21 protein-coding genes, 1 tRNA gene, 3 rRNA genes, 1 other RNA gene, 1 pseudogene and 1 other annotated feature are annotated in these 21,653 nt (G+C 41.3%); of the genes and pseudogenes, 6 read left to right on the forward strand and 21 right to left on the reverse strand.

The genetic code is table 11. The features are described 5' to 3' along the window. The 8 genes from M44_RS00165 to tadA all read right to left on the reverse strand — a co-directional run. Positions 1 to 653: ribosomal RNA gene (locus M44_RS00165) — 16S ribosomal RNA — on the reverse strand; the annotation flags it as partial. 359 nt (positions 654 to 1,012) lie between these two features. After that, a complete protein-coding gene (locus tag M44_RS00170; protein WP_010169441.1) occupies positions 1,013 to 1,279 on the reverse strand; it encodes a pro-sigmaK processing inhibitor BofA family protein in 267 nt (88 codons plus the stop codon). Between the two features lie 50 nt (positions 1,280 to 1,329). Further along, complete coding sequence (locus M44_RS00175) at positions 1,330 to 1,548, reverse strand: YaaL family protein (protein WP_010169443.1); 219 nt, start codon at positions 1,546 to 1,548, stop codon at positions 1,330 to 1,332. 14 nt (positions 1,549 to 1,562) lie between these two features. Beyond that, positions 1,563 to 2,159, reverse strand: a complete 597-nt coding sequence (recR, locus tag M44_RS00180; protein ID WP_010169446.1) for a recombination mediator RecR — start codon at positions 2,157 to 2,159, stop codon at positions 1,563 to 1,565. A gap of 16 nt (positions 2,160 to 2,175) precedes the next feature. Continuing rightward, the gene (locus M44_RS00185) at positions 2,176 to 2,496 is read right to left on the reverse strand and encodes a YbaB/EbfC family nucleoid-associated protein (protein WP_010169448.1); all 321 of its coding nucleotides are present in this window, start codon (positions 2,494 to 2,496) and stop codon (positions 2,176 to 2,178) included. A 22-nt stretch (positions 2,497 to 2,518) separates the two neighbouring features. Beyond that, positions 2,519 to 4,222 carry a DNA polymerase III subunit gamma/tau gene (gene dnaX / locus M44_RS00190; protein WP_010169450.1) on the reverse strand — a complete coding sequence of 568 codons (1,704 nt, stop codon included), beginning with the start codon at positions 4,220 to 4,222 and terminating at the stop codon, positions 2,519 to 2,521. A gap of 864 nt (positions 4,223 to 5,086) precedes the next feature. Next, positions 5,087 to 5,350: signal recognition particle sRNA large type (ffs, locus tag M44_RS25675), an RNA gene on the reverse strand. A 102-nt stretch (positions 5,351 to 5,452) separates the two neighbouring features. After that, the gene (gene tadA / locus M44_RS00205) at positions 5,453 to 5,935 is read right to left on the reverse strand and encodes a tRNA adenosine(34) deaminase TadA (protein WP_010169456.1); all 483 of its coding nucleotides are present in this window, start codon (positions 5,933 to 5,935) and stop codon (positions 5,453 to 5,455) included. Positions 5,936 to 6,007: 72 nt separating this feature from the next. Between tadA and M44_RS19425 the strand changes: the two genes are divergently transcribed. The 4 genes from M44_RS19425 (at position 6,008) to M44_RS00225 (ending at position 9,434) form a co-directional block, all read left to right on the forward strand. Next, positions 6,008 to 6,577 carry a cysteine hydrolase family protein gene (locus tag M44_RS19425; RefSeq protein WP_010169458.1) on the forward strand — a complete coding sequence of 190 codons (570 nt, stop codon included), beginning with the start codon at positions 6,008 to 6,010 and terminating at the stop codon, positions 6,575 to 6,577. A 55-nt stretch (positions 6,578 to 6,632) separates the two neighbouring features. Then, positions 6,633 to 7,919 (forward strand): glycosyl hydrolase family 18 protein, encoded by a 1,287-nt coding sequence (locus tag M44_RS00215; RefSeq protein ID WP_010169461.1) that lies wholly within the window; start codon positions 6,633 to 6,635, stop codon positions 7,917 to 7,919. A gap of 208 nt (positions 7,920 to 8,127) precedes the next feature. Next, on the forward strand, positions 8,128 to 8,769 hold the full coding sequence (locus tag M44_RS00220) for a deoxynucleoside kinase (protein ID WP_010169462.1): 642 nt from the start codon (positions 8,128 to 8,130) through the stop codon (positions 8,767 to 8,769). Further along, positions 8,766 to 9,434 carry a deoxynucleoside kinase gene (locus M44_RS00225; RefSeq protein ID WP_010169465.1) on the forward strand — a complete coding sequence of 223 codons (669 nt, stop codon included), beginning with the start codon at positions 8,766 to 8,768 and terminating at the stop codon, positions 9,432 to 9,434. Before M44_RS00220 ends, M44_RS00225 begins: the two co-directional genes overlap by 4 nt. Positions 9,435 to 9,588: 154 nt before the next feature. On the opposite strand, the gene M44_RS00230 is transcribed toward M44_RS00225, so the two are convergent. After that, positions 9,589 to 9,681, reverse strand: a tRNA-Ser gene (locus tag M44_RS00230). Between the two features lie 169 nt (positions 9,682 to 9,850). On the opposite strand from M44_RS00230, the gene M44_RS00235 reads away from it, so the two are divergent. Next, on the forward strand, positions 9,851 to 10,537 hold the full coding sequence (locus M44_RS00235; protein ID WP_010169467.1) for a DUF421 domain-containing protein: 687 nt from the start codon (positions 9,851 to 9,853) through the stop codon (positions 10,535 to 10,537). Between the two features lie 52 nt (positions 10,538 to 10,589). On the opposite strand, the gene serS is transcribed toward M44_RS00235, so the two are convergent. The 8 genes from serS to guaB form a co-directional block, all read right to left on the reverse strand. After that, a complete protein-coding gene (gene serS / locus M44_RS00240) occupies positions 10,590 to 11,867 on the reverse strand; it encodes a serine--tRNA ligase (RefSeq protein WP_010169470.1) in 1,278 nt (425 codons plus the stop codon). A 48-nt stretch (positions 11,868 to 11,915) separates the two neighbouring features. Beyond that, positions 11,916 to 12,126: a binding site (T-box leader), on the reverse strand. 57 nt (positions 12,127 to 12,183) lie between these two features. Next, complete coding sequence (gene pdxT, locus M44_RS00245) at positions 12,184 to 12,768, reverse strand: pyridoxal 5'-phosphate synthase glutaminase subunit PdxT (RefSeq protein ID WP_010169471.1); 585 nt, start codon at positions 12,766 to 12,768, stop codon at positions 12,184 to 12,186. 13 nt (positions 12,769 to 12,781) lie between these two features. Then, positions 12,782 to 13,663 carry a pyridoxal 5'-phosphate synthase lyase subunit PdxS gene (pdxS, locus tag M44_RS00250; protein ID WP_010169474.1) on the reverse strand — a complete coding sequence of 294 codons (882 nt, stop codon included), beginning with the start codon at positions 13,661 to 13,663 and terminating at the stop codon, positions 12,782 to 12,784. A 275-nt stretch (positions 13,664 to 13,938) separates the two neighbouring features. After that, positions 13,939 to 15,300 carry a serine hydrolase gene (locus M44_RS00255; RefSeq protein ID WP_010169476.1) on the reverse strand — a complete coding sequence of 454 codons (1,362 nt, stop codon included), beginning with the start codon at positions 15,298 to 15,300 and terminating at the stop codon, positions 13,939 to 13,941. 314 nt (positions 15,301 to 15,614) lie between these two features. Beyond that, a complete protein-coding gene (locus M44_RS00260; RefSeq protein ID WP_010169478.1) occupies positions 15,615 to 15,932 on the reverse strand; it encodes a hypothetical protein in 318 nt (105 codons plus the stop codon). A 52-nt stretch (positions 15,933 to 15,984) separates the two neighbouring features. Further along, positions 15,985 to 16,194 (reverse strand): hypothetical protein, encoded by a 210-nt coding sequence (locus tag M44_RS00265; protein WP_010169480.1) that lies wholly within the window; start codon positions 16,192 to 16,194, stop codon positions 15,985 to 15,987. Further along, complete coding sequence (locus M44_RS00270; RefSeq protein WP_029326652.1) at positions 16,172 to 16,696, reverse strand: sigma-70 family RNA polymerase sigma factor; 525 nt, start codon at positions 16,694 to 16,696, stop codon at positions 16,172 to 16,174. The genes M44_RS00265 and M44_RS00270 overlap by 23 nt, the downstream gene beginning before the upstream one ends. A gap of 277 nt (positions 16,697 to 16,973) precedes the next feature. Continuing rightward, positions 16,974 to 18,440, reverse strand: a complete 1,467-nt coding sequence (guaB, locus tag M44_RS00275; protein ID WP_010169484.1) for an IMP dehydrogenase — start codon at positions 18,438 to 18,440, stop codon at positions 16,974 to 16,976. Positions 18,441 to 18,622: 182 nt separating this feature from the next. On the opposite strand from guaB, the pseudogene M44_RS25680 reads away from it, so the two are divergent. Then, positions 18,623 to 19,488: pseudogene (locus M44_RS25680) on the forward strand (YaaC family protein). Between the two features lie 35 nt (positions 19,489 to 19,523). On the opposite strand, the gene M44_RS00285 reads toward M44_RS25680, so the two are convergent. The 4 genes from M44_RS00285 to M44_RS00300 form a co-directional block, all read right to left on the reverse strand. Then, entirely contained in the window at positions 19,524 to 19,964 is a 441-nt protein-coding gene (locus M44_RS00285) for a MarR family winged helix-turn-helix transcriptional regulator (protein WP_029326653.1), read from the reverse strand. A 2-nt stretch (positions 19,965 to 19,966) separates the two neighbouring features. Then, positions 19,967 to 20,449 (reverse strand): glutathione peroxidase, encoded by a 483-nt coding sequence (locus tag M44_RS00290; RefSeq protein WP_010169492.1) that lies wholly within the window; start codon positions 20,447 to 20,449, stop codon positions 19,967 to 19,969. 191 nt (positions 20,450 to 20,640) lie between these two features. Continuing rightward, positions 20,641 to 20,756, reverse strand: a 5S ribosomal RNA gene (gene rrf, locus M44_RS00295). 83 nt (positions 20,757 to 20,839) lie between these two features. After that, a 23S ribosomal RNA gene (locus tag M44_RS00300) occupies positions 20,840 to 21,653 on the reverse strand; the annotation flags it as partial.

Raw genomic sequence — 21,653 nt, forward strand, 5'->3', positions numbered from 1 at the left:
TGCAATCAAGTTCCCCATTTTCCAATTGCCCTCCACGGGTGAGCGTGGGGCTTTCACATCAGACTTAAGGAACCACCTGCGCGCGCTTTACGCCCAATAATTCCGGACAACGCTTGCCACCTACGTATTACCGCGGCTGCTGGCACGTAGTTAGCCGTGGCTTTCTGGTTAGGTACCGTCATGGTGCCGCCTTATTCAAACGGCACTTGTTCTTCCCTAACAACAGAGTTTAACGATCCGAAACCTTCTTCACTCACGCGGCGTTGCTCCGTCAGACTTTCGTCCATTGCGGAAGATTCCCTACTGCTGCCTCCCGTAGGAGTCTGGGCCGTGTCTCAGTCCCAGTGTGGCCGATCACCCTCTCAGGTCGGCTACGCATCGTTGCCTTGGTGAGCCGTTACCTCACCAACTAGCTAATGCGCCGCGGGTCCATCTGTAAGTGATAGCTAAAAGCCACCTTTCAATTTTCGGTCATGCAACCAAAAATGTTATCCGGTATTAGCTTCGGTTTCCCGAAGTTATCCCAGTCTTACAGGCAGGTTACCCACGTGTTACTCACCCGTCCGCCGCTAGGCCCGAAGGCCTCGCTCGACTTGCATGTATTAGGCACGCCGCCAGCGTTCGTCCTGAGCCAGGATCAAACTCTCCATAAAAAGTTTGAGCAAGCTCACTTTGCACATGATGTGCATGATGTCGATGTTACTACAGGACGTAGCGAACTTAATCGACGTTCATTTTTACACCGAAGTGTAAATTGTTTTTGTACCTCAAGGGTACTAATTTTAACGTTGACGTGTTGTCTTTTCAGTTTTCAAAGTTCAATGTCCGTCGCCCTTGAGCGACTTAATTAGTATAGCATTTAGAAACTATCGTGTCAACAACTTTTGTTAAGTTGATTTTGTTTCGTTTGCCTGTCGTTTTTGGCGACTTGAATATACTAACATGGTTTCTAATTAAACGTCAACATAAAAAAGAAAAAACTGTAGATTTTTTTTCTCTACAGTTTTTTCTTTTAAACTAAAATCACCATTTGAATAACAGCAAGGCCTGCTACTCCTGGGATCCCTAATAATCCAGCTATCGATGCTGTTACCAAATTAATAGGTACATGTAGACCAACTTGTCCTCCAAATGCATTTAAAAAGAACAAGAACAGAGCCCCTATCAAAATCTTAATAACACCTTGCCCTAAAAATTGAAAGGGTTTAAAGCTTGTACCAGAAACGAGCAATAAAAATACCAAGCCACTTAACACTCCAATAACAATTACCGGATTCAAAAAAACCACCTCTCTCTTTTATACCCCTAATAAAAGAGTATGAGGCGGATCTACTTGTTTATGACTATCTTTCTGTGTTTTGCTTCTTTAAATAGAAAGAAATATTTTGCTTCCGCAATCTTTCGTTCACAAAGAAGTTCAAATGTCTTCTCTATGCTAATTTCTTCTATTTCTTTTTTATGATTCCATTGGTCTCGTGTACTTCTCATTAATTGAATTAATTGTTCATCGTACTCTTTACGAAGCTTGTGCTTTTTCGAGAATATCATGGTCTCACCTCCAGCTAAATGTCACGTCGACCTTCTAACGCTTTTGACAACGTCACTTCATCTGCGTACTCTAAATCTCCACCCACCGGAAGACCGTGAGCAATTCTAGTAATACGAATTCCTGCCGGCTTTAATAAGCGTGAGATATACATAGCTGTGGCTTCCCCTTCTATATTAGGGTTGGTAGCTAGGATTACTTCTTGCACTTCTTCATTTTGAAGACGTTTCAGTAAATCTGGAACATTGATATCCTCTGGTCCAATTCCTTCCATAGGAGAGATTGCTCCATGAAGAACATGATATTTACCCCTAAACTCCTTCATCTTCTCCATTGCTATCACATCTTTTGGATCCTGAACCACACAAATAATGCTCGCGTCTCGCTTGTCATCTTGACAGATATAACAAGGATCCTGATCTGTAATGTGGCCACATACAGAACAATACCCTAAATTACGTTTCGCATTCACTAACGCTTTTGCAAATTCTAATACCGTATCTTCTTTCATATTTAAAACGAAAAAAGCCAGACGAGCAGCCGTTTTCGGACCGATGCCTGGCAATTTCATGAAGCTATCTATTAGCTTCGTAATCGGTTCAGGGTAATGCACGGAGATTCCCCCTATATTATAATCCTGGAATGTTCATTCCTTGTGTAAATTTCCCCATAGTAGATGAAGTTAATTCATCTGCTTTTTTCAACGCTTCATTTGTTGCTGCTAGCACTAGATCTTGAAGCATATCGATATCTTCTGGATCGACTACTTCTTCTTTGATATTTACTTCTAGAACTTCCTTGTGACCAGATACAATGACTGTGACCATACCGCCGCCAGCCGTACCTTCTAATCTTTTTTCTCCCAGTTCTTCTTGAGCCTCAGCCATTTTCTTTTGCATTTTTTGCATTTGCTTCATCATATTTTGCATATTTCCCATACCACCACGCATAGTGAGTACCTCCTAGTATTGGTTATTCTTTTATTTCTAACAGATCAGATCCCACAAGCTTTAATGCTTCAGATAAAAGTGGATCGTCTGGCTTAGATGATTGGTCAGTATCAGGTGACTCGTCGTCAGACTGATTGGTTTGTAAAAATTCTTTGCGAATATCACTCCAGTTTTCTTCTGGAACGCCAACGATTTCTAACCTCAATCCGATTAATCCTTCTAAAATAGTAGCGATGGATTCGACGAATTGTTGGTTATCCATTGCCATTTGGCAATGAATTTGATATTTGAATTTTAACACAAATGCTTTGGAGGATGCTGCCACTGGTTCAGCATCATTTAATAAGGCTGCTTGAGATCTCATTTGTCTCTGATTTAATTGCTGAAGCATGTCACCCCAACGACTTTTTAATAGTTGAAGGTCCTGCTTCGTTGCTTGAGATAAAATATCGTGTATACGCCCAACCGGAATCTTCATCCTTTGTGTTCTCGGCGTTTTTTTCTGCGGAGAACTAGGTGCCGCTTCCGACTGACCTTGTACCACTAATCCTTTTTGTTGTATATCTTTTAATGCACGCTCTAGCTGTTCTATTTTATTCGTTAATTGCTCCACTTCTATTGATTGTGCAACCTGATGGGAAACATTCAATTGACTAAGCTTCACTAACGACACTTCTAAATAGATTTTTGTATGATTTGTAAATCTCATTTCTTGCTGAGCGTGATTAAGTATATCAATGTACTCATAGATTTGTTCCGGTTGAATAGATTCCGCTAATGATTGGAACTGCTCATCCAGTAAAACCCGCTCTAAAGATTGTTCAAGAGACGGAGCTGTTTTAAAAAGAAGCATATCTCTGAAGTACATAATTAAATCTTCTACTAATCTTGATGGGTCCTTCCCTTGATTAACCAACTCTTCAAGGGATTGCAAAGCGTTTGACGCTTCTTTCTCATGGATAGCCTTCGCTAATTGATTTAAGTGAACCTGAGCTACAGCACCTGTTACAGTTAACGCATCACCGACCATAACTTTATCATCACTGAATGAAATCGCCTGATCTAATAAGCTAAGGGCGTCACGCATTCCACCTTCTGCCGCTCTTGCAATAACATGAAGCGCTTGCTCTTCAACGTCTACACCAGATTCATTTGCTATGTAGGACATTCTCCCAACGATGTCACGCGGAGTAATTCGTTTAAAGTCAAAGCGTTGACAACGAGAAATAATGGTTAAAGGAATTTTGTGTGGTTCTGTGGTCGCTAAAATGAACATAACGTGCTTTGGTGGCTCTTCTAACGTCTTTAACAGAGCATTAAACGCACCAATAGATAACATATGCACTTCATCAATAATATAGACCTTAAATCGAACAGCACTTGGAGCAAATTTCACTTTATCTCGAATATCTCGTATTTCTTCTACTCCGTTGTTGGATGCAGCATCAATTTCAATAACATCTTGAATTGATCCATCCATAATACCTTTACAAGCTGCACATTCATTACAAGGTTCTGCAATCGGAGCTCGTTCACAGTTAACAGCTTTCCCTAAAATCTTTGCCGCACTCGTCTTCCCAGTACCCCTAGGACCCGAGAATAAGTACGCATGGGAGATCTTGTCCTGAAGGAGGGCGTTCTGAAGCGTCTGTGTAACGTGCTGCTGACCCACTACATCCTCAAACGTCTGCGGACGCCACACACGATATAAAGCCTGATAACCCATTTTCTCCCTCCTCCACCATAATCACTCCCACTATTATAACTTATTTTTGTAGGGAATGAAAAGAAAAGCGGAGCCGACTGTTCAGGGGCGTATGGATTGGAGGGCTTGGCATCAAAATAAAGGAAACACGGAGAGCGTCAGCGATCCGATGTTGACTTATTGAAGGTGACAAGACCGAAAATCCATTAGCCCCTAGGAGGCGGAGCTGGATCAAGAAAAGCGGAAACGGCTTGTTCAGACCCGACAAGAGTAGTGGGGGCATCCCTAAAGGCGCTCTTTGCCTTTTGGGAGGTCACCGCTACTCTCGAGGGTCTAGCCGCTGGAGCTGGACATGAAGAAAAGCGGAGCCGACTGTTTAGGGGCGTACAGGGTGGAGGGCTTCTCCCCAGAAATATAGGAAACACCAAGAGCGGTAGCGATTGGATGTTGACTTATTGATGGGGAGAAGACCGAAGCCTGTTAGCCCCTAGGAGGCGGAGCTGGACAAAGAAAAGCGGAGCCGACTGGGTAGGGGCGTATGGATTGGAGGGCTTGGCATCAAAATAAAGGAAACACGAAGAGCGTCAGCGATTCGATGTTGACTTATTGAAAAGTAGACGACCGGAAATTCATCAGCCCCTGGGTGCTGGAGCTGGACAAAGAAAAGCGGAAGCGGCTTGTTCAGACCCGACAAGAGTAGTGGGGGCATCACTAAAGGCGCTCTTTGCGTTTTGAAGCATTCTATTTTCGACCCCTCGTCTTTCTTATTAGAGCACTACTAGCAGTTATCCAAGCACTGTTCACCTGATTTCGAGCCTAAAATTCGCTAGTTAAACAGCAAAAAACTCATCTTCAAGAAGATGAGTTTGCTATTCATTATAACTGCCGTGCACCTTTCGTCGACTAGCTTCCATAGTCGTTACTCGAGCAGTTAGCTCGGCCCAGGCTACCCCGCGGCACATGAGAGGGTCCACTTAATGCTGCTTCCTTCCGGACCTGACATGGTTCATGGGTTCTCATTGCGCGGGACCCAGGCGTCAACACCACTTACTCGAGGCAGCACTACAGAGAGTTAGCCTCGGAAAGGAGTTCGGCCTCGCTAGAGCGGATTGCGAGTACAGGGCACCGCTACCTCCCCGCTTAGCACGGCAAAGTTAATACCGATATTCGGTTGCGACGTATTACCGACGCAAGTTATAGTATACAGGCTGTTACGTTAAATTGCAACGCTATTGGCCTGTTAATATTTGACTATCCTTTCCCTTTTCGTTTCTCTTCTTTTTTCTTGGTGCGCAACTCTCGAAAGAACGAGGAAAGAAGTTCTCCGCACTCCACTTCTAATATCCCATGCTCTACTTCACACTGATGGTTAAAGCGTGAGTCTTGTAAAAGATTCATTAAAGATCCCGCACATCCTGCTTTAGGATCTTTGGCACCGTAGATAACCTTTTCAATTCTTGATTGAACGATAGCCCCGCTACACATGGGGCAAGGCTCAAGTGTGACGTATAGCTCGGCTCCTTCTAATCTCCAGGTTCCTAGCTTTTCACACGCTTTTTGAATCGCAATCACTTCCGCGTGAGTGATAGCATTTTGCGTGGTTTCCCGAAGGTTATGACCTGTGGCAATCACTTCTCCATCTTTTACAATAACCGCACCAATCGGGACCTCTAATATTTCTTTCGCCTTTAGAGCTTCCTCAATGGCTAATTTCATAAAGTGTTCTGGTTCCATGTAATTCTCCTCATAAAATCCGTGTGGGTGTACCACAATATAGACAAAATCGACTTGATAAGGAGTTTTCCCATGAAATCCTCACCAAAATCGTACGCATTGCTTATTATTGACTGTATTAATTCATTTCAGTATAAGGACGGTCCACTGCTGCAACAACGGGCTAAGACCATCGTTTCTCCTATTTTATCATTAAAAGAGTTTGCCTACGAACACAAACTTCCCATCATTTATGTAAACGACCACTATAACTTATGGAAGGCCGACCTTGAAACAATATTTGAGGAGTGTAAAACGCCAGAGAATAAACATTTTCTTGAACAACTGAAGCCAAATGATACGGACTACTTCCTTATAAAACCTAAGCACTCTGCCTTTTACGGGACGGCATTGCATACTCTTTTACATTCTAAAGGAATTGATACGTTAATTATTACAGGACTCGTTGGCAATGTGTGCGTGTTATTTTCAGCTAACGATGCGTTTATGAGGGATTTTAATGTCATCGTTCCAAGTGATTCAACTGTGAGCTTAACAGATTCAGATCAAGAGTTTGCCCTTAAAATGGTAAATGGCACACTTGGAGGACAAACACCCAACTGTAAAGAATTGGTGATAAGTCTTTCCAAAGGGAATACATAATGGGTTCTTCTCATAAGGTGATGATAGTGAAATCATTTTGTGAGGAGGATGTTCGATGCAAATTCATGTGGTGCAGCCTGGTCAAAGTGTGTTTAGTATTGGTCAAGCATATACATCTACAGTCAACGATATAGTAGAAGCAAATCAACTGCCTAACCCTAATAACTTAGTGGTAGGGCAGGCTTTAGTTATCCCCATTGTCGGTCGGTATTATTATGTGCAAGAAGGAGATAGTCTGTGGAAGATTAGTCAAAAGGTTGGCGTCCCTTATAAGGAGATTGCTCGTGTTAATTCCATTTCTATGACGGAAACATTACAGGTCGGAGCTCGCTTGTATTTGCCTCCTATAAGTAAGTCATCGGCTGAATTTAATGCGTACGTCGAGCCGCTTGGGGGTTCTGTTTCACCTGCCCTCACTGAAAGCACAAAGGAAGCTGCTCCTTATTTAACATACCTTTCCCCGTTTAGCTTTCAGGTGAATCGAGATGGTTCTTTAGTTGAACCTCCTCTTGGCACGTTACCTCAAATAGCCAAGCAAAACAACAATGTGCTAGTTATGGTGCTTAACAACCAGGAAGAGGGGCAGTTTAGTGATGAGTTGGGAAGAATTTTACTGAATGACCAAAAGGTCCAAAATGCTTTCCTTGATAATATTGTGGCAGCGGCTGAAAAATATGGATTTAGAGATATTCATTTTGATTTTGAGTATTTACGGCCAGCCGATAAAGAAGCCTATAATCGTTTTTTACGAAAAGCGAAGAAGCGTTTTAACCAAAAGGGATGGCTTGTTTCCACTGCTCTCGCTCCTAAAACGAGTCGTGATCAAAAAGGGAAATGGTATGAAGGGCATGACTACAAAGCTCACGGGGAGATTGTCGATTTCGTTGTCATCATGACGTACGAATGGGGATATAGCGCGGGTCCACCGCTACCTGTATCACCTATTGGACCTGTAAGAGAGGTGTTAGAATATGCCTTAACAGAAATTCCTCCAGGGAAAATTCTAATGGGACAGAATTTGTATGGATACGACTGGACTCTTCCCTTCGAGCAAGGGAAGGACTATGCCAAGGCTGTTAGTCCTCAGGCGGCTATTCAGCTAGCAGCAAAGTATAACCGACCGATTCAGTATGACCAAGAAGCCGAGGCACCATATATTGACTACACAGATGAGAAAGGTGCCGAGCACAAGGTTTGGTTTGAAGACGCGCGGTCGATTCAAGCCAAGTTTGACTTAACGAAAGAGCTGAAGTTAAGAGGAATGAGTTACTGGAAGCTTGGACTATCATTCCCGCAAAACTGGCTATTAATCGAAGAGAATTTTGATGTGGTGAAAAGATAATACTAATAGAGATCCTCTATAGGGTCTCTTTTTTTCGTAGGAAAAGAGGCTTTTACTAGAACCGTTAAATGCGAACCATATCTTTCTGCCTACTTGTAAAATATTCATCCCCCTGCTTCTCCTAATTTATGATAAAATGAAACTTGTCGTCATTTGAACGAACGTGTCAAATTTTGAATGAAAATTAAGGTGACGAGGAGGACATCGAATGGGAAAAATTCCGTTCATAACCGTTGAGGGTCCTATAGGAGTCGGCAAAACATCCCTCGCCAAAGCTCTTTCAGACCATTTCCACTATCATCTTCTAAAAGAGATTGTAGATGAAAACCCATTTCTAGATAAATTCTACGATAATATTGAAGAATGGAGCTTTCAGACAGAAATGTTTTTCTTGTGCAATCGCTTTAAGCAGTTAGAAGACATACAGAATCACTACCTATCAAAGGACAAGCCCATTGTAGCTGACTATCATATCTTCAAGAACCTTATATTTGCTCAGCGTACACTTAAGAATCAACAGTACGATAAATATATGCAAATCTTTGATATTTTAACAAAGGATATGCCTAGACCCAATCTTGTCATCTACTTGAACGCTAGCCTGGATACCCTTCTTACTCGTATTGAAATGCGAGGAAGAGAATTTGAAAAGAAAATTAGTTCTAGTTATTTGCAGCAACTATCTACTGACTATGATCATTTTATGGAAAATTTCACTAAGACCCATGAAGAAGTTCCGGTTTTATCCTTTAATGGAGATGAATTAGATTTTGTTCAAAATAGCGAAGACCTAGCACATATCATTACCGCAGTAGAGAAATCTCTCAAAAAAGGAGTTCACTTAACATGATGCTTCGTGAAAAATACGCCATCCCTCAAAATGCAGTGATTACGATTGCAGGGACTGTAGGAGTTGGGAAGTCGACCATGACAAATGGGCTAGCAGATGCCCTTGGGTTTCGTACTTCCTTTGAAAAAGTAGACAGCAACCCCTACTTAGATAAGTTTTATAAAGACTTCCAAAAGTGGAGCTTTCACTTACAAATATATTTTTTAGCAGAACGCTTTAAAGAACAAAAGAGAATCTTTGAATATGGGGGCGGATTTATTCAGGACCGCTCGATTTATGAGGATACGGGAATCTTTGCACGTATGCACCATGAGAAGGGAAATATGTCTGATGTAGACTATGAAACGTACACAAGTCTATTTGATGCTATGGTGATGACACCTTACTTCCCTCATCCAGATTTACTCATCTATTTGGAAGGATCTATCGATGATATCATCGACCGGATTAAAGTGCGTGGACGCCCTATGGAGCAAGAAACACCCCTTGCATACTGGGAAGAAATGCATTATCGCTATGAGAAATGGATTAATTCCTTTAATGCTTGTCCTGTATTACGTTTAAATATTAAGGAGTATGATTTAGTTCAGGATTCCGGTTCCATCGAGCCAATTATTGAACGGATCGGATATATGATTGATCAGACTCGTCTCCTAAAAAAATAAGTCGCCAACACTTGGCGACTTTTTTATTTGGGCCGAGAACCGCCCGTTTATCCTCTTTCTACCCCAATAAAATAAAAAACCCGCTACAGCAAGCTGTAACGGGTCTATCTCCAGTATCTCCAAATATATGCGCTAGGTTGTGATTAATAGTAAATGGCGGAGGAAGAGGGATTCGAACCCCCGCGCGGTGTAACCCGCCTGTCGGTTTTCAAGACCGATCCCTTCAGCCGGACTTGGGTATTCCTCCGTATCAATCGACAAGAGATAATATATCATGGATTTAAAATAGAGTCAACAAAATACGAAAGTTTTTTTGAAAATTTATTTGCTGGTTGAAAATCTACTTTTCTTTATCGTTTAAAACTCCAGTACAAGTTAATACTTGTACTGGAAACTAATAAAAGGTGATGAAGTTAATGGATTATTATTATATGGTAGCGATAGAATTGGCTACTGGTTTACTCGTGTTATTTATCATTACCAAATTACTTGGAAAAACACAATTTTCTCAAATCACTCCCTTCGACTTCATCTCAGCCCTCATACTAGGTGAACTCGTAGGAAACGCCATATATGATGATGATGTGACAGTTATGAACATCCTTTTCGCTACCATCCTATGGGGTGTCATGATCTATTTTATTGAACTTATCACGCAAAAAGTAAAGTGGACACGTAAACTACTAGAAGGTGAACCGAATATTGTGATTCGTTGTGGTGAGCTACAATATAAAGTCTTAAAAAAATGTAAGCTCGATATTAATCAACTAATGGGTCTTATCAGACAACAGGGCTATTTCTCTCTTGAAGAAGTAGAATATGCCATTGTAGAAACAAATGGGATTATTACCGTTCTTCCAAAGTCTTCCTTTGAGTTACCTAAAAAAATGGACTTTAATTTCCCTCTCCAAAAAACAGAGCTTCCCATCATTTTGGTAGAGGACGGTGAGATTGTGAAGGATAATTTAATTGAAATTGGACAAGACGAAAGCTGGCTACTCGATCAATTAGAACAAAGAGAGATATCTCGTGTGAAAGATGTATTATATGCTGAGTGGAAAGAGAACCGTCCGCTTTTTATTCTTACCTATCCGACCGTTTAACTCGTTTAATAAAAATAGGGATGCCTGTTTACTGGCATCCCGATTATTAACGTTACGGCGTCATTTTCTCAATGCCACCCATATATGGACGTAACACTTCAGGAATCACAACAGAGCCATCTTCCTGCTGATAATTTTCTAAAATGGCTGCAACCGTTCGACCAATCGCAAGACCAGATCCGTTTAATGTGTGAACATGCTCTGGTTTGGCATTTGGCTCACGGCGGAAGCGAATATTCGCACGGCGCGCTTGGAAGCTTTCAAAGTTACTACAAGAAGAAATCTCACGATACGTTTCATAGCTTGGAATCCATACTTCAATATCGAATTTCTTCGCTGCTGTAAAGCCTAGGTCTGCTGTACACATGCTTAACACTCGGTACGGTAGGTTTAACAGTTGAAGAACCTTTTCAGCATGCCCGACAAGCTTCTCAAGCTCATCATAAGAATCCTCTGGCTTCACAAAGCGGACAAGCTCAACTTTGTTAAACTGGTGCTGACGAATAAGTCCACGAGTATCACGACCTGCAGAGCCCGCTTCAGAGCGGAAATTAGCACTGTATGCAGCATAGGCAAGTGGAAGCTCTTCACCATTTAAAATTTCGTCGCGGTGATAGTTCGTTACCGGAACTTCACTTGTTGGAATTAAGAAGTAGTCCTCACTCTCAATTCTAAAGGCGTCCTCTTCAAATTTAGGAAGCTGACCTGTACCTGTCATACTCGCACGGTTTACTAAGTATGGTGGAAGCATCTCGGTGTAGCCATGCTGATCGTAATGTAAATCCATCATAAAGTTGATTAACGCACGCTCTAGACGAGCCCCTAACCCTTTGTAGAAAACAAAGCGGCTACCCGTTACCTTTGCCGCGCGTTCAAAATCTAATAAAGATAGATCTGCTGCTACATCCCAGTGTGGCTTTGCTTCGAAGTTAAAGGTTGGCACTTCTCCCCACTTACGAACTTCTACATTATCATCTTCTGTTTCCCCAACAGGAACACTTTCGTGTGGAATGTTTGGAATAGATAGGAGTAACATATCAAGCTCTTCCTCTACGACACGAAGCTCATCATCCCATTCTTTAATCTTTTGTCCAACTTCACGCATTTGAACAATCAGTTCATCTGCATTTTGTTTTTCTTTCTTCATTTGAGCAATTTTCTGAGAAACCTCATTACGCTCACTTTTTAACTTTTCTGTTTGAACAATCAGTTCTCTACGTTTTTCATCAAGGGCTTCAAACTTTCCGAAATCTGTTAGGTCCTCCCCACGATGAGATAAACGCTCCTTCACCTCTTCAAAATGACTGCGAAGATACTTAATATCTAACATGTTGGTTCCTCCTGTTTTTTATAAAATATAAAAAACTCCCGTCCCCAAAGAAGGGACGAGAGTTAACCCGCGTTGCCACCCTAGTTGAAAGGTTACCCTTTCCACTTACATTTCATAACGGCTGTGAACCGAAAGCACCTACTATATAGTTCAGTGCCTCACTCAAGGATGGATTCACTAGCTCCTTTTATCGATTCGCACCAACCATCGACTCTCTAGAAAAAGAAGAATAGCTACTAGTTCCTGTCATCATTTTTAGTATTTAGATTAAAGTTATACATAAAGTTACTATAATTTTTGACTAGTCGCAACCATTTTATGCAAGATTTTCTTTATATTCTTCTACCATCGTAAGAAAATACTTCGTTAAGCGGTGATCGTCTGTTAATTCCGGATGGAACGAACAGCCTAAGTACTGACCATCACGCGCAATCACGATACGATCACCATGTTCAGCTAGGACATTTACACGTTCACCTACACTGACAATATGAGGAGCTCGGATGAAAACAGCTGGGAAGTCTGTTCCCACCTCTTTCACCTCAAGGCTTGCTTCAAAGCTTTCCTTTTGGCGACCAAAGCTGTTTCGTTCAACCGTTATATCCATTACACCTAAATGAGGCTCATCGTACCCAACGATCTCTTTTGCTAATAGAATTAAGCCGGCACAAGTACCATACATAGGCTTTTTAGAAGCAGCAAACGCACGAAGGGGTTCCATAAACCCATAACGGTCAATTAAACGACGCATGGTTGTACTTTCTCCTCCTGGTAGGATTAAGCCGTCTACTTCCTCTAATTGCTCCGCACGCTTAATGACAAGGGCCTCTGCACCATTCTCCTCGATAGCTAGAACATGCTCACGAACAGCACCTTGTAATCCTAACACACCAATCTTCACTGTCAGTCTTACCTTACCAGCCGCGCTCTTGCATACGTGTTTCAGGAGTTAAGGAGCTAATTTCAATACCAGGCATAGCTGTTCCTAACTCTTTTGAAAGTTCAGCGATTAATTTGTAGTCTGTGAAGTGAGTGGTAGCTTCTACAATCGCTTTGGCAAATTTCTCTGGGTTTTCTGATTTAAAGATACCAGATCCTACGAATACTCCGTCAGCACCTAATTGCATCATTAGAGCAGCGTCAGCTGGAGTAGCTACTCCACCTGCTGCAAAGTTCACAACAGGAAGACGGCCAAGACGCTTGATTTCTAATAGTAACTCGTAAGGAGCACCTAGTAGCTTTGCTTCCGTCATGATTTCATCTTCTGCCATGTTCACTAATTTACGAACTTGTCCGTTTACTTTTCGAATATGACGAACTGCTTCTACAATGTTCCCTGTACCAGGCTCACCTTTTGTACGTAACATAGAAGCACCTTCTCCAATACGACGTGCCGCTTCACCTAAGTCACGGCAACCACATACGAATGGTACGGTGTACTCATTCTTATTTAAGTGGTACTCTTCATCTGCTGGAGTTAATACTTCACTCTCATCTATGTAGTCTACACCCATCGCTTCTAACACACGCGCCTCAACAATATGACCAATACGTGCTTTTGCCATAACTGGGATACTTACTGCATTCATAACCTCTTCTACAATACGAGGATCTGCCATTCTCGCTACGCCGCCCATTTTACGGATATCCGCTGGAACGCGCTCTAGTGCCATTACTGCAACAGCACCTGCTTCTTCTGCTATTTTAGCCTGCTCTGCATTGACAACGTCCATAATAACGCCGCCTTTTTGCATTTCAGCCATTCCTCTTTTTACACGATCTGTACCAATTTGCATGGTGAATCCCCCTTCATCTTCTATGGTAATTCTTCACTCTACTATTAAAAGAAATAGGTTAAAAGTAAAGAATTCTAAAGTTTTCAAAGTATTCCTCTCTGCTAAATAAACAACAAAAAACCTTTCCTGTCAAGGAGAAGAGCTAGCAGAAACCCGTTTATCGACTCCTCTCTCTTAGAGTACCCTCTACTTGAGAGAATATAAAATGGGAGAAATGAACATCCCTCATTTAATGAAAAAAGAGTAAACCCTAAAGTTTACTCTTTCCATTAACCTTATGAGAAAAGACCTTTAATGCCATCGACAATGCTACCCCATAGATCTCCGAAGAAACCTCCGACAGCACGCATCGATAAGACAAACCAATTGGCTTTTTCTACGCCAGCATCTGTGATCATATTGGTTTGGACAGACTTCGCTCCTGCTTCTGTAAGGAATCCTAAGTGTTCTCCTTCATATGCAAGCTGAAGCGTTCCAACAACATCTCCCGCCTCAACAGGTGCTGTTAATTCACCATCTTCGGTTAACGTGTCAGATGCTTCTGTGAATACAGGAGAATACATTTCCTTTTCTCCATTCTTTACAACAGCTGTTAGGGCACTCTCAGAAGAAATCCCAACTGAATCCTCTTTCCCTTTCACCACAGGCATCGTTTCTTGATCGTTTAATTTAAATCCAGCAGGAACAATTTCCTCTACTGAATAATTAGCAAATGCATAATCGAGCATTTTCTTTGTTTCTTCAAAACGAGCCTGATACGTAGAAGTACCCGAGGCATTCTTCGCATTCATGACAACTGTAATAAACCGCATATCATTACGTTTAGCTGTTCCCGTGAAGCTTGCACCGGCAAAATCAGTGGTGCCTGTTTTTAACCCGTCCATCCCTTCATAGCCGTAAACTAGAGAAGGGAGCATCCAGTTCCAGTTATCCATATTCGTTTGCTCATCTGCTATGCCTTCACGGAATGTAAGCTTAGGAATGCTAGCTGTTTCTAATACTTCAGGATAACGCGTTAGTAGTTCATATGCCAATGTTGCTGTGTCATTTGCAGACATAACATTTTCTTCTGTTTCACCAGTACCTTGCGGGTGTTGTCCAAGTAAATCCGCATTATTTAGTCCAGTTGAATTTACAAATTTATAGTTTTCAAGCCCTAATTCAGCAGCTTTTTCATTCATCATTTTAACAAAGTTTGTTTCAGAACCAGCTAGTGCTTCTGCAATCGTAATGGTTGCACCATTAGCGGAGTAAATAGCCATGGATTCATATAATTCCTTAATTGAGTACTGGCTATCTAATTTCAATGGTACGTTACTTAAAGACGTATCTTGAGAAATTCTATGACCATAGTCACTGACAGAGACCATTTGATCAAAGCTTACTCGGCCCTCACTAATGGCTTCTAGAAGTAGGAATTCTGTCATCATTTTTGTCATACTCGCAACGCCTAATGCCGTCTCTGAGTTTTTCTCGTAAAGTATTTTTCCTGTTTCTGCTTCTACTAATATAGCCGCGTCTGCATTAATATTTAGTGGGTCACTCGCTTCTGCCACACTAGGTGCTTGTATAAGGCTAATGAGAAGAAGTAATGCCAATGTACAAGCCAAAGTTTTTTGAAACCAATTTTTGTTCACTTGTCAGCCCTCCATGTTCTGTACTACCTAGCATATTCTATCATAGAACCTTGAGGTTTAGTAGACATGGGAGAAGACAGAGAATATTAAGAATATGTAACATAGCCTAAAAGAAAAGAAACCTCCACAACATTTGGTAGAGGTAGAAGAAAAAGCTCGGTTACTTACTCACCAAATGGTCAAAAAATCTAGTGTTTTGGCTAACATCTGTGTCCTTAATTCCATAGATTCGGTTGTATAAATGAATGCCAAAGTACTTCTGATCATCCTGCTCATACGTGAACAATCCGTACTTATCACTTTGTTCGAGTTTTTCACCATGCTGGCCAATAACAGAAAGTACTTTTTTTGGTTTGCTGATGAGACATTAGTTTAAGTGAGACAAGATAATCTTCACTTCTGTCCTCTCTTTCAATCTGTACAGTAAAATGTCCATCCAACTCTGTATTTACCGTATGCTCTCCCACTAATCTTCCTTGGTCTTCTGTCCATACTTCGATTACAATATTTGTCCCCACCGGCAAACTAGAAATTCCTCTTATGACAACATGGTTCGGTAATCCATGAATATAGGCTCTAATAGTTTCATTAGGATGATTCAGCCCTGCAGCGTATTGTTCTTCATTCCGCATTCGTATCTCACTATCTAACGCATCTAACTTAATTTCAGCAAGATTGGTTGATTCACTTGATTGATTTATGAATGAATGAATAGGTTAGTGGTACGAAGACCCCAATAAAGACAATTAGAAGTACACTCACTTGGACAGATCGTTTTAAACGAAACACCCATTCATGACTCCTCGGATTATTCCAGACAGATTGAAACGTTACAGATGTTCCTTCAACCTGGTCTAATGCTTTAATCACCTCAACTAAATCTTCCTTTTTCACTGAGTTCTCCTCCTTTAACATAATAAGAAATAATTTCTGCGTTAGAAGCTCGTAACTGCTTTAATGCAGTATGTAATCTTGACTTGCATGTCCCTAATGGAATAGATAGAATCTCAGCTGTCTCCTTAAGAGTAAAACCATGATAGAAATGTAACATGATGACCTCCCTACTTTTAATCGATAAATTTTGAACAACGTTCCATAATTCGTTTAGCTCCTCAGATTTCATAACCGTTTCATCTAAGCTTTCTAACTGCTCTTTGACTAAATTTGTAGAAAACGGTAATAGACTAACCCAACGCTGCTTTTTCAAGTGGGTTCTCGTTACATTCACTGTAATGGTGTAGATCCAAGGCTTTAAAGGTCTTATAGTGTCATAACTACCGTATTTTGAATAAATGCGAATGAACGTTTCCTGGGTAATATCATCCGCTAAGCTTCTAGACCTGGTAATAAAAAAGGCGGTTTTGAATACATAATCCCTGTATTGGTAAAAAAAGATTTTCCGCTTCTACTTCAGTAAGTTTCGACACCCATCTAACTCCTTTCTATCTTTCTTATAGTAAGTACTTCAAGAAAGTACATTTGGTTCGGTTGTTATTAAAATTCTATTTGATCTTATCAAGTCCTTCACTATATTTTTTGGCTTTGTTAAATAACGTTGTTGATTTCCGCAAAATAACTGTTTGAAATGTTCCTTACTCAACATTTTTATTTCACTAAGCCTAACAAACAAAAAAGCTTGTCTTCACAGAAGTGAAAACAAGCTTTTATTAGGATTAATGGGTTGTATAATTAGGGGCTTCCTTTGTAATCATCACATCATGTGGATGACTCTCACGAAGACCCGCGCCTGTCATTCGGATAAACTGGCTATCCTCACGTAAGCTTTGTAAATTTGGTGTTCCGCAATATCCCATGCCAGAACGGATACCACCAATTAGTTGGTAGATTGTATCAGCTAGAGGACCTTTATAGGCTGTTCGTCCTTCAATACCTTCTGGTACAAACTTCTTCGCGTCTTCTTGGAAGTAACGATCCTTCGAACCTTTTTCCATCGCCCCAACAGACCCCATACCTCGGTACACTTTAAAACGGCGACCTTGATATATTTCTGTTTCACCAGGAGATTCAGAGGTACCCGCAAGTAAGCTTCCTAGCATAACTGCGTGACCACCAGCCGCTAAAGCCTTCACGATATCACCTGAGAACTTGATTCCGCCGTCCGCAATAATAGCCTTGCCGTGCTTACGTGCTTCTGTTGCACAGTCGTAGACGGCCGTAATTTGAGGAACACCTACACCTGCTACCACACGAGTAGTACAAATAGATCCAGGACCAATCCCGACTTTTACTACATCTGCTCCAGCTTCAATCAATGCGCGAGTAGCTTCAGCTGTCGCAACATTCCCAGCTACAATATTTAAGTGAGGATAATGTCCACGAATTTCTTTTACCATATTGATAACACCTTGAGAATGGCCATGAGCCGTATCAATTACGATAACATCAACATTTGCCTTCACTAGATGCTCCACTCGTTTCATCGTGTCGCCGGCAATACCAACAGCAGCTCCTACAATCAAGCGACCTTGTGAATCTTTGGCTGACTTAGGAAACTCAATGACTTTTTCAATATCCTTAATGGTGATAAGTCCTTTTAACGTTCCTTCCTCATCAATCAATGGTAGTTTTTCAATTTTATATTGTTGAAGAATTTGTTCAGCTTCTTTTAACGTCGTACCAACAGGAGCTGTTATTAAATTCTCTTTTGTCATCACTTCGTTAATGGAAATAGAGTAGTCTTGGATGAAACGTAAATCACGATTGGTTAAAATCCCTACAAGCTTGCGGTCCGAAGAATTATTGACAATAGGAACACCTGAAATTCGATACTTAGACATCAAATGCTCAGCGTCAAATACTTGATTTTCTGGGGTTAAATAGAATGGGTTAGTGATGACTCCACTTTCAGAACGCTTGACCTTATCTACCTGCTCTGCTTGCTGCTCTATGCTCATATTCTTATGGATAATCCCTAGTCCACCTTGTCGAGCGATACTGATTGCCATTTGGTGCTCTGTTACTGTATCCATCCCTGCACTAATGACTGGAATGTTCAACTTTAACGTATCCGTTAAGGCAACAGATAAGTCAACATCCTTTGGTAAAACCTCTGACTTTGCTGGTACAAGTAATACATCATCAAACGTTAATCCTTCTTTCACAAACTTCGTTTCCCACATCTCTATTTCCTCCTCAACCAAAAAATATTATTAGTAGGTTATCAATTGGTTATACTACTGTCAAGAACCTTTCAATTAGTCTTATAATTCTGATAAAAAGGAGAGGATCTCTTGAACTCTATTTCGTGGAGATATCTTCATATGTATTATGCCTCTTCTAGCACCCAACGCTTTCTAAAAAAATATACAATCAACGTGGAGTAGAGAAATATGAAAGTAAAAGCTATGATAACTCCTATCCTTTTATTTATTATTTAGAACAAGGAGAAATGTATTACGACCAATTTTCAAAAGCTCCTCTTGCACTTAAGCCTTTACTGCTCTATTACGGGTATGTTCAACTCTTAAAAGCCATTCTGTTAACCGTTGATCCGATCTACCCACAATCTTCGTCTGTACTAGCTCATGGAGTTTCCACAAGGAAACGAAAAAAACAACACTACAGTTTTTAGAAGATGAAGTAAAGATCCAAAAACATGGACTCTATCCTCACCTCGCTAAGGAGATCTTTAACATAACCTTAACTGAAGGGGAAAAGTATACAATGGAAAGCTTACTATCTCATGTTCCTGAGCTTACTCTCTTATTCCAATTTCACCTGAAAAAGGAACCTTTGCTAGGAGTGGAACAAACAGAATCTAACTACCTCGTATCGGAGCGAATTCTAGACCATCTTCATATGACGCATGATCGATTTAAAAGCTATTTAGAAAATAGGAACCCTTTCATTAATTGGGAACAAGATAACACCCTATTATTTACACATCTACATCCAGTAACGAAGGAGTCCTTACCATTACGATATCATCTTGAAAACCAAGCACTGTACATACCCACATCCCGCTCTGACGTAGAAGCGATTCCTGAGCTTCTCATTCATTTACTCATCCTTTATAACCTGAGCATGATTTCAAGGTATGAAACAGAGTGGTGGAGTGAACTGATTAAAACAACACCAACCGAAGATTATTCTTTTATTCAAGCTTTTCTGGAAGTTTCGTATCATAAGACTCCACATTTCATTGAACAGGTATTGAAATCCCTATGAATAACATAAGACGTCCTGTAGAAAAAGGACGTCTTTTACTTTGAACTATACTCTTGGATGTCGTGTAAAAGTCCTTTCATCTGCTTTAGTAAGTCTTCTACAGGAGCACCATTATAGGCTTCAAGTATACTTGTTGGGATACACTCTGCTKTGCTTTWCAGTTCTTTTCCCTTCTCAGTAAGGAATACGCCTACTTTTCTTTCATCCTCAGCATCTCTTTTTCTTGAGAGAAGTCCGTTTCCTTCCATCCKTTTTAACATGGGTGTCAACGTTCCAGAATCTAAGAAAAGTTTCTCTCCTAGCTTCTTGACAGTTAATCCATCCTCTTCCCATAGAGCGAGCATAGCAAGATATTGAGGATACGTTAAGTCTAACTCTTCTAATAGAGGACGATAAATCTTTGTCATCTCCCTAGAAGCCGCATAGATAGTAAAGCAGAGCTGTTGGTCTAGTGATAATGACGATTTTTGGGACATGGTTACTCTCCTAACAGTTGTTCAATATCTTTTGCAATTTTAGTAGGATTTGTTTGTGGTGCATAACGCTTCACAACTTTCCCATTTTGATCTACAAGGAACTTGGTGAAATTCCACTTTACCCCTTCACCGATTAACCCTTTTTTCTCTGTTGTTAAGTGAGCAAAAAGAGGTTCCTGGTTATCACCTTTTACATCAATTTTTCCATACATCGGAAACGAAACGCCATAGTTTAACTGGCAGAATTCAACGATCTCATCGTTCGTCCCAGGATCTTGCTCTCCAAACTGGTTACATGGAAATCCTAGAATCGTAAACCCTTTTTCGTGGTACGTATCATAAAGCTCTTGGAGCTCTTTAAATTGAGGAGTGAATCCACACTTACTAGCCGTATTTACAACAAGCGTTACCTTATCCTGATACTTTGCTAATGACTCTTCTTCTCCATTTGATTTCTTTACTGAATAATCGTAAACCGTTGTCATGTTCATACTCTCCTTATCCTACAATTAAATTGCACACAATTGTTTTGATTCTAGTGTAAAATAACTTTGAATACAATGCAACTTTAACTCTATTTCACTTCTAGAAGCATAATCGATACATCTCCATACAAGAATAAGATCGCAAGCATAACAAAAAGAGCTTATCATTCAGATAAGCTCTTTTTTAACGTGCASGRMGACGTCCTACTCTCACAGGGGGAAGCCCCCAACTACCATCGGCGCTGAAGAGCTTAACTTCCGTGTTCGGTATGGGAACGGGTGTGACCTCTTCGCTATTGCCACCATACATATTCAGTTTGACAGTACATTGTACTCTCAAAACTAGATAAAGTTCATGAAGATACGTTGAATATCGTGTGTTAGATTATGTTGGTTAAGTCCTCGACCGATTAGTATTCGTCAGCTCCATATGTCACCATACTTCCACCTCGAACCTATCAACCTGATCATCTTTCAGGGGTCTTACTTCAAAGAAAGAGAAATCTCATCTTGAGGGGGGCTTCATGCTTAGATGCTTTCAGCACTTATCCCTTCCGCACATAGCTACCCAGCGATGCCTTTGGCAAGACAACTGGTACACCAGCGGTGCGTCCATCCCGGTCCTCTCGTACTAAGGACAGCTCCTCTCAAATTTCTTACGCCCACGACGGATAGGGACCGAACTGTCTCACGACGTTCTGAACCCAGCTCGCGTACCGCTTTAATGGGCGAACAGCCCAACCCTTGGGACCGACTACAGCCCCAGGATGCGATGAGCCGACATCGAGGTGCCAAACCTCCCCGTCGATGTGGACTCTTGGGGGAGATAAGCCTGTTATCCCCGGGGTAGCTTTTATCCGTTGAGCGATGGCCCTTCCATGCGGAACCACCGGATCACTAAGCCCGACTTTCGTCCCTGCTCGACTTGTAGGTCTCGCAGTCAAGCTCCCTTGTGCCTTTACACTCTACGAATGATTTCCAACCATTCTGAGGGAACCTTTGGGCGCCTCCGTTACTTTTTAGGAGGCGACCGCCCCAGTCAAACTGCCCACCTGACACTGTCTCCCACCCGGATCACGGGGTGTGGGTTAGAATGCAACACAACCAGGGGAGGATCCCACCAGCGCCTCCACCGAAACTGGGGCCCCGGGTTTTATGGTTCCTAACTATCCTGGAAAAACTGGGCCAAAAATCAAATATCAGG

Source organism: Bacillus coahuilensis m4-4 (assembly GCF_000171615.1).
GTDB lineage: Bacteria > Bacillota > Bacilli > Bacillales > Bacillaceae_K > Bacillus_T > Bacillus_T coahuilensis.

Bases quoted from the DNA above. Each gene is read 5' to 3' on its own strand.
- M44_RS00175 (WP_010169443.1), bottom strand. From the start codon at position 1,548: ATGATATTCTCGAAAAAGCACAAGCTTCGTAAAGAGTACGATGAACAA.
- M44_RS00185 (WP_010169448.1), bottom strand. From the start codon at position 2,496: ATGCGTGGTGGTATGGGAAATATGCAAAATATGATGAAGCAAATGCAA.
- dnaX (WP_010169450.1), bottom strand. From the start codon at position 4,222: ATGGGTTATCAGGCTTTATATCGTGTGTGGCGTCCGCAGACGTTTGAG.
- tadA (WP_010169456.1), bottom strand. From the start codon at position 5,935: ATGGAACCAGAACACTTTATGAAATTAGCCATTGAGGAAGCTCTAAAG.
- M44_RS19425 (WP_010169458.1), top strand. From the start codon at position 6,008: ATGAAATCCTCACCAAAATCGTACGCATTGCTTATTATTGACTGTATT.
- M44_RS00215 (WP_010169461.1), top strand. From the start codon at position 6,633: ATGCAAATTCATGTGGTGCAGCCTGGTCAAAGTGTGTTTAGTATTGGT.
- M44_RS00220 (WP_010169462.1), top strand. From the start codon at position 8,128: ATGGGAAAAATTCCGTTCATAACCGTTGAGGGTCCTATAGGAGTCGGC.
- M44_RS00225 (WP_010169465.1), top strand. From the start codon at position 8,766: ATGATGCTTCGTGAAAAATACGCCATCCCTCAAAATGCAGTGATTACG.
- M44_RS00235 (WP_010169467.1), top strand. From the start codon at position 9,851: ATGGATTATTATTATATGGTAGCGATAGAATTGGCTACTGGTTTACTC.
- serS (WP_010169470.1), bottom strand. From the start codon at position 11,867: ATGTTAGATATTAAGTATCTTCGCAGTCATTTTGAAGAGGTGAAGGAG.
- pdxS (WP_010169474.1), bottom strand. From the start codon at position 13,663: ATGCAAATTGGTACAGATCGTGTAAAAAGAGGAATGGCTGAAATGCAA.
- M44_RS00260 (WP_010169478.1), bottom strand. From the start codon at position 15,932: ATGCGGAATGAAGAACAATACGCTGCAGGGCTGAATCATCCTAATGAA.
- guaB (WP_010169484.1), bottom strand. From the start codon at position 18,440: ATGTGGGAAACGAAGTTTGTGAAAGAAGGATTAACGTTTGATGATGTA.
- M44_RS00290 (WP_010169492.1), bottom strand. From the start codon at position 20,449: ATGACAACGGTTTACGATTATTCAGTAAAGAAATCAAATGGAGAAGAA.